The sequence below is a fragment of the Jatrophihabitans sp. genome, from assembly GCF_036389215.1.
Taxonomy (GTDB): Bacteria; Actinomycetota; Actinomycetes; order Mycobacteriales; family Jatrophihabitantaceae; genus Jatrophihabitans_A.
The window spans coordinates 1-6893 of sequence record NZ_DASVQG010000047.1 but is presented as its reverse complement, the minus strand read 5'-3'; the positions used below and the strand labels follow the sequence as shown (position 1 = coordinate 6893).

The following is a 6893-nucleotide window of genomic DNA, read 5'->3' as shown; positions in this document are numbered from 1 at the left end:
GACCAGGCCGCCGCCTTGCCCTCGGCGGTGGGGATCCTGGCGCGGGCGGTGGCAGCGTTGCGGGCACCGGCCGCCGACCGGTCCTCCGTCGCGGCGGCCGCGATCTCGGCCTCTCCGGCGCGCTCGGCGCCCACCAGCGTCCGCAGGATCAGCCAGCGCAGCTCGGTGTCCACCGCCAGGCCTTCCAGCTGTTGCTCCCCGGACAGCAGCCCGGCCACGAAGTCCAGCTGCTCGTCGGTGCCGGCCGAATTGAGCAGCGCGTGCACCCAGGCCAGCTGGTGATCCGAGCCCGGCGCCGCGGCGCGGGCGTTGGCCATCGCCAGGTCACCGAAGCGGACCCGGGCGGCCGGCGCCCACTCCTGGTCGGAGTACATCTCCAGGGCCTGCAGCAGCTGGCGGTTCACCAACTGCACCACGCCGATCTCCGATTCGCTGCCGGCGGCCGACGCCACCAGGTCGGCGTAGTGCCGGGCGGCCAGCTGGCCGTCGCGCACCATCTCCCAGGACGCCGTCCAGCACAGCGTGCGGGCCAGCGAGTCCTGCAGGGCCGCCAGGCCACCGTGCCGCAGGGTGTGCAGGCTGTGGGGGTCCAACCGGAGCTTGCAGTAGGTGAGGTCGTCGTCGTTGAGCAGTACCAGGTCGGGCCGGGGCTGGTCGACCAGCTCGGGAATCGAGGTCCGCTCGCCGTCGACGTCGACCTCCACCCGGGGGGTACGCACCAACCTGGCCGGCTCGCCGTCGCTGGAATCCTCATACCCGTACAGGCCGATGGCCAGCCGGTGCGGGCGCAGGGTGTTGTCGGGCGAGGTGTCGCGCGGGGCGTCCTGCACGACTGCGAACGAGCTGAACCGGCCGTCCGCGTCGAGGTCGTACTCGGGTGACAGGGTGTTGATGCCACTGCTCTCCAGCCACATCTTCGCCCAGTCGGAGAGCTCCCGGCCGGAGGTGGCGTTCAGGGCGGTGAGCAGGTCGCCGAGGGTGGTGTTCTGGTAGGCGTGCTCGGTGAAGTACTGGCGAATCGCGGCCAGGAAATTGGGCAGGCCGACGTAGGCCACCAGCTGCTTCAGGACGCTGGCGCCCTTGGCGTAGGTGATGCCGTCGAAGTTCACCTCGACAGCCTCGGCGTCGGGTATCTCGCAGGAGACCGGATGGGTCGAGGGGAACTGGTCCTGCCGGTAGGCCCAGGTCTTCTCCGAGTTGGCGAAGGTGGTCCAGATGGAGGTCCACCTGGTCGCCTCGGATTGGGCCATGTTGGCGGCCCACTCGGCGAACGACTCGTTCAGCCAGAGGTCGTCGAACCATCGCATCGTGACCAGGTTGCCGAACCACATGTGGGCCATCTCGTGCAGCACGGTGGTGGCACGGCGCTCGCGGCGCACGTCGGTGACCCGGCTGGTGAAGACGTAGTCCTCCGACATCGTCACCAAGCCGGCGTTCTCCATGGCGCCGGCATTGAACTCCGGAACGCAGGCCTGGTCGTACTTGCCGAAGGCGTAGCGGTGACCGAAGTTCTGGTGGTACCAGTCGAAACCCTGCTTGGTGATGGTGAACAGCTCGTCGGTCTCGAAGTGTTCGGCGAGGGAGTTGCGGCAGTACAGCCCCAGGTCGATGCCGTCGTGGTGATCGGTGGCCTGGAAGAACGGGCCGGCTATCAAGGCGGTGATGTAGGTGCTCAGCCGCGGCGTGGTGGCGAAATGGACCGTCTTGGTCTCGAGCTGTTCATCGCCGGCTTCCTCGATGTCCACCACCGCACCGTTGGACACCAGCTTCCAGTGCGCCGGCGCCGTGACGTGCAGGGTGAAGGTGGCCTTCAGGTCGGGCTGGTCGAAGCAGGCGTACATCCGCTTGGCGTCGGTGGTCTCGAACTGGCTGTACAGATAGACCTCGTCGTCGATCGGGTCGACGAAGCGGTGCAGGCCCTGGCCGTTGGTGGTGTAGAGCAGATCGGCGTCCACCACGACCACGTTGTGCTCGGCCAGGTCGGGCAGCACGATCCCGTCCACCGGCTCGTAGGAGCTGACGTCGACCGGCCGGCCGTTCAGGCTGACCTCGTGGAAGCGCTCGGCGACCACGTCGAGAAAGGTCGAGGCACCGGGCGTGCCGGCGGTGAACTCGATGGTGGTGCGGGAGCGGAACGTACGCTCGCTGGGGCGGCCGTCGGCATCGGTGAGGTCCAGCAGCACGTCGTAGCTGTCCACCCGCAGCGCTCGGGCGCGGTGCCTGGCATCCTCCCGGGTCAGGTTCGGGACCCGAACGGTGTTGGCGTCGATCCGGTAGTTCTCGAGGTCACCGGTGGACTGGCCCACGGTCGGGCGCACACTGGACACGGAATGCCGCTCCTTGAGAGGTGGTTGTCGCGGAGAGAGCGTCGGGTGGACGCTGAATGAAGGCATTCTTTCATAACGACTGAGGCGTTAGGGGCTGGAATATGGCGACAGACACAATGGAAAGCCGGGCGAAAGTCGACTTCTGGTTCGATCCAGCGTGTCCCTTCGCGTGGGTCACCTCGCGGTGGATCCTGGAGGTGGAGAAGCAGCGCGACATCGATCTGGAGTTCCACGTGATGTCGCTGTCGGTGCTCAACGAGGGCCGTGACCTGCCGGAGAACTACCGCACGATGCTCGATCAGGCCTGGGGCCCGGTTCGGGTCGCCATCGCCGCCGAGCAGCACAGCGGCAGGGCCAGCCTGCGGGAGCTCTACACCGCTCTGGGCACCAAGCGTCACGATGAGGGACGCACCCTGGACCGGGAGGCGCTGGTCGAGGCGCTGGCCGAGGCCGGCCTGCCCGGATCGCTGGCCGACGCGGCGGATTCCACCGAGTACGACGACGCCCTGGTGAAGTCACACCACGAGGGCATGGACGCGGTCGGCATGGAGGTCGGCACACCGGTGATCCACGTCGACGGGGTCGCCTTCTTCGGCCCGGTGCTGACCCGGATCCCGCGCGGCGAGGACGCCGTGAAGGTCTGGGACGGCACCCGGCTGCTGGCTGCCTACCCCTACTTCTTCGAGCTGAAGCGAACCCGCACCGAGGCGCCCAGGTTCGACTGAGCACCGGCGGCGGGACAGCAGCAGGCGATGTCACCCATCTTTCACATCGTGGCCGAGCCGGACTGGCGGGCTGCCTGCGCGCGCGGGAGCTACCGTCCGCCGTCACTGGAGCAGGAAGGCTTCGTGCACTTCTCCTACCGTGACCAGGTCGCCCGGACGGCCAACGCCCGGTTCGCCGGCCGCACCGATCTGCTGGTGGTGGAGATCGATCCGCAACGGCTGGCGGACCCGGTGGTCGATGAGGATCTCTACGGTGCCGACGAGGACTTCCCGCACGTCTACGGCGCCATCCCGACCAGCGCCGCGGTCGCGGAGCACCGGTTGGGCCGCGACCTCGGCGGTGGGTTCAGCTTTGCACCGGGCTGAACTCGCCGTCGTGGCCGTACCCCGAGGTCGCGGGTCGCCGCGGTGCTGGCACGATTGTCGGCATGCGGGTTTACCTGGGCAGTGATCATGCCGGATTCGAGCTCAAGTCAGTGCTGGCCGGGCACCTGAGCGACGCCGGGCACGACGTCGTGGACTGCGGGCCGCACAGCTACGAACCCGAGGACGACTATCCGCCGTACTGCATCGCGACCGCGCAGCGGGTCGTCGCCGATCCCGGCAGCCTGGGCATCGTGCTCGGCGGCTCCGGCAACGGCGAGCAGATCGCGGCGAACAAGGTGACCGGGGCGCGCGCGGCGCTGGGCTATGACCTGCCGACGGCGATCCTGGCCCGGCAGCACAACGACGCCAACGTGCTAGGCCTGGGCGCCCGGATGCACAGCCAGGATGCGGCGCTCTCGATCGTCGACGCCTTCGTCAACACCGCGTTCTCCCAAGACCCCCGGCACATCCGGCGGATCGGCATGCTGAGCGCCTACGAGCAGACCGGCGCGCTGCCGGGCTGAGGCCGGCTCAGCTCTCCGGCGGCTGCCACTGCCGCCGCACCACGACCACTGTTCGCTCGGCAGCGGCCAGGTCCGCCGCCGTCGGCCGGGCGACGTCGCGGGCCCGCAGCGCGCCGCCGAGCCCGATCTGGGACGGGGTGCTGCCGGCCAGTTCACGCCAGCCCCGCTCGGAGTCGCGGCCGTGACCGCGACCTGACTCCTCCCGGCGGCCTGCCTCGTTCCGGCGGCCGGTTCCCGGCTCGTTCCGGCGGGCTGCCTCGTTCCGGCGGCCGGTTCCCGGCTCGCCCGCCCGGTCGCCACCGGGGTCGGACTCGGAGCCGGTCCGGGGGGCTTGGCCACCGGCCGTCCCGGTCGGCTGGCTGTCCGGCTCTGCGCCCGATCGCTTGCCCCGGCGTCGCCGCCGGCGCGGCCGGTCCTGGGCTTGGGTCATGCGTCCATCCTGCCCGAACGGTCACAGGTGGCGAAAGTGGACACGCTGCGTAACGGATCGGTACCGCTTCGCTACCTGAAGCGAGTTGCTCAGTACGGTGAGCCCACCATGACTGTAGGAATCCCGGACCGCCTGCGCGGTCTCGCGCGCCGGCTTGGCGCCAGAGCCAAGCGGCCTTCCGAGCGGGTTCTGGTGAGCTCGGCGGTCCTGGCCTTGCTGCTCGGTGCCGGCTGGTCCCTGCTGGCCGACAACGCCGAGATCGAGGTCGCGGTAGTGGTCAGCACCGTCGTGGTGCTGTCCTCGCTGGTGCTGGTGCTGCGCAGGCTGCTGATGCTGCTGGCCGCCGCGGCGCTCTGCCTGGGGCTTGTCGTTCTGGCGCATGGAAGCCGGTCCAGTCAGCTGCCGGAATCGGCGCTGGTGATAGTGCTGGTGGCCGCGCTGGTCGCGGTGGTCCAGGCGCGCCGCCGCGAGCGGCTCGGGCTCAGGCAGGTCAGTGCCGAAACGGTCCTCGGCCTGATCCGGGACCGGCTGCTGGTGCAGGCGCAACCGCCGTCCGTGCCGGCCGGCTGGACGGTCGAGATCCAGCAGCGGCCGGCTCACGGGGCGGCCATCTCCGGCGACTTCGTCGCCAACCGGCTGGTGTGCGAGGGCGGCAGCCAGGTGCTGCACCTGGCCGTCATCGACGTGGCCGGCTACGGAATCGCTGCGGGCCCGCGGGCCCTGCTGCTGTCCGGTGCGGTGGGCGGGCTGCTCGGCTCGGTGCCCGCCGAGCAGTTCCTGGTGGCCACCAACGACTACCTGGCCCGGCAGCAGTGGTCGGTCGGGCTGGCGTCGGCCATCTACGTCGAGCTGGATCTCGGCAGCGGCGAGTACAGCATCCGGGTTGCCGGCCATCCGCCCGCCCTGCACTTCCGGCCCACCCAGGCGCCGCCGTGGCGAACCTCGGCGGCCGCCGGGACGGTGCTCGGGGCGCTGCCGGCGCTGACCGGCGTGCCCGATCAAGACATCCTGCAGCCCGGAGAGGCGCTGTTCCTCTACACCGACGGTGTCGTGGAAGACCGCGTCCGGGGCATGGACGCAGGCACCCGCAGGTTGATGGACGGTGTCGAGGCGCTGGCCGGGGGGCTCCCGGCCGTTGCCGGGCTCGCCCGGGTGCTGATCGACCAGGTGCCGCAGCGGACCGACGACGACCGGACCCTGGTGCTGATCCAGCGCCAGGCATCGCAACAGCCGGCGCCGACCGGCCGGTCCGGTGGCCGGGTCCACTGGCATTCGGGCCACCAGTCGAGCAGGACGGTGGTGTCAGCCGGGTCGTCCTGACCCGGTCACCGCCCGGCGTGATCAGGGATCGCGGTGCGTCGGCACCAGCTCGCTCTCGCCGGAGTCCGGGGCCTTCGGCCGCGCCAGGTTGGCCGGCTGTGGTTCAGCGGGCCGGTCACCGCGGTGCTGCCGGTCATCGCGGTGCTGCCGGTGGCGGCGAGGCGGAAGGTAGTGCGCGATCGCCAGCGTCACCAGCGCGATCAGGACGCCGGCCAGGATGTCGAGCAGGTAGTGATTTCCGGTCACCACGACGACCACCGCGGTGATCACCGGATAGCACAGCCACAGCCGGCGCAGCGTCTTGGAACGAACCAGCCGGTGCGCGACCAGCGCCGTCCACACCGCCCAGGCCAGGTGCAGGGACGGGAAGGCACCGAACTGGTCGGCGGTCACCGGGCCGCCGTGGGTGACTCCGAAGCCGGCATTGGCCACCGAGTCCACGAAGCCGAAACCAGGCAGGAACCGGGGCGGCGCGGCCGGGTAGACCAGGAAGATGGCCAGGCCGAAGACGTTGGTGAGCACCAGCGCGTTTCGCGCCCGCCGGTAGCTCTGGGCTCGACGCCACCAGCACCACACCAGCGCTCCGAGGGTGACCGACAGGTGTGCGAACTGGTACCAGTAGCTGGCCAGCAGCGACAGCGCGGTCTGCTGGGTGGTCCACAGGTTGGCCGACAGCTCGACGTCGATATGGAGCCAACGCTCGACGTGCAGCAGTTGCTGACCGTGGTGCAGCGCGGCGACCTCGCGGACCTCCGCATGGCCGCGGACCATGTCATAGGCCCGCAGCAACAGCAGCACCACCAGCAGCTCGCCGATGATCCGGGGGCGCCGGACCGGCTCGATGCGGCGGTGGCCTGCCGGCTGCGGCGTCCCGCTGCTCGGACCTGCCTCGATCAGGCTGCGGTACGAGCTCATACCGTATTCGAACATATCTGGATCTCTTCCGCGGTCACCGACGCCTTTCCGGACCAGCTCCCGCGCCGATCGTCGAAGATTGTCGCAGAGGCCGGTGACAGTACGTCAATGGCCAAGCGCGTGTCCGGTTATGGTGCAGGCTCTGGCTGAGGAGGCGCGGATGGCCGCGGAGACCGACCCGCAACGATGTCAGCGGTGCCCGGCAGTGCTCGCCGGAGCGCCCGGAAGGCCGGGCGGATGAGCGCCCCGTCCGAGGTGGCGGTACTGCGGCTGAGTGCCTTCGCCC

Annotated in this window: 7 protein-coding genes; 4 read left to right on the top strand and 3 right to left on the bottom strand. The window is 70.0% G+C overall.

The window, feature by feature from the left end; all coding sequences use genetic code 11:
• Nucleotides 1-2327 (bottom strand): aminopeptidase N (gene pepN, locus VF542_RS02140; protein ID WP_408650060.1); only part of this gene is annotated, 2327 nt, incomplete at its 3' end.
• A 101-nt stretch (nt 2328-2428) separates the two neighbouring features.
• On the opposite strand from pepN, the gene VF542_RS02135 reads away from it, so the two are divergent.
• The 3 genes from VF542_RS02135 (at nt 2429) to VF542_RS02125 (ending at nt 3942) form a co-directional block, all read left to right on the top strand.
• Nucleotides 2429-3052, top strand: coding sequence for a DsbA family protein (locus VF542_RS02135; protein ID WP_408650059.1), 624 nt, complete (start codon nt 2429-2431; stop codon nt 3050-3052).
• A 27-nt stretch (nt 3053-3079) separates the two neighbouring features.
• On the top strand, nt 3080-3418 hold the full coding sequence (locus VF542_RS02130; protein WP_408650058.1) for a DUF952 domain-containing protein: 339 nt from the start codon (nt 3080-3082) through the stop codon (nt 3416-3418).
• Nucleotides 3419-3480: 62 nt separating this feature from the next.
• Nucleotides 3481-3942: a ribose-5-phosphate isomerase gene (locus tag VF542_RS02125; RefSeq protein ID WP_408650057.1), complete on the top strand. Its 462-nt coding sequence runs from the start codon at nt 3481-3483 to the stop codon at nt 3940-3942.
• A 7-nt stretch (nt 3943-3949) separates the two neighbouring features.
• Here VF542_RS02125 and VF542_RS02120 read toward each other — a convergent pair whose 3' ends face one another.
• On the bottom strand, nt 3950-4372 hold the full coding sequence (locus tag VF542_RS02120; protein WP_408650056.1) for a hypothetical protein: 423 nt from the start codon (nt 4370-4372) through the stop codon (nt 3950-3952).
• A 192-nt stretch (nt 4373-4564) separates the two neighbouring features.
• Between VF542_RS02120 and VF542_RS02115 the strand changes: the two genes are divergently transcribed.
• Nucleotides 4565-5692: a PP2C family protein-serine/threonine phosphatase gene (locus VF542_RS02115; protein ID WP_408650055.1), complete on the top strand. Its 1128-nt coding sequence runs from the start codon at nt 4565-4567 to the stop codon at nt 5690-5692.
• A gap of 21 nt (nt 5693-5713) precedes the next feature.
• Here VF542_RS02115 and VF542_RS02110 read toward each other — a convergent pair whose 3' ends face one another.
• Nucleotides 5714-6622, bottom strand: coding sequence for a phosphatase PAP2 family protein (locus VF542_RS02110; protein ID WP_408650054.1), 909 nt, complete (start codon nt 6620-6622; stop codon nt 5714-5716).
• Nucleotides 6623-6893 lie beyond the last annotated feature (271 nt).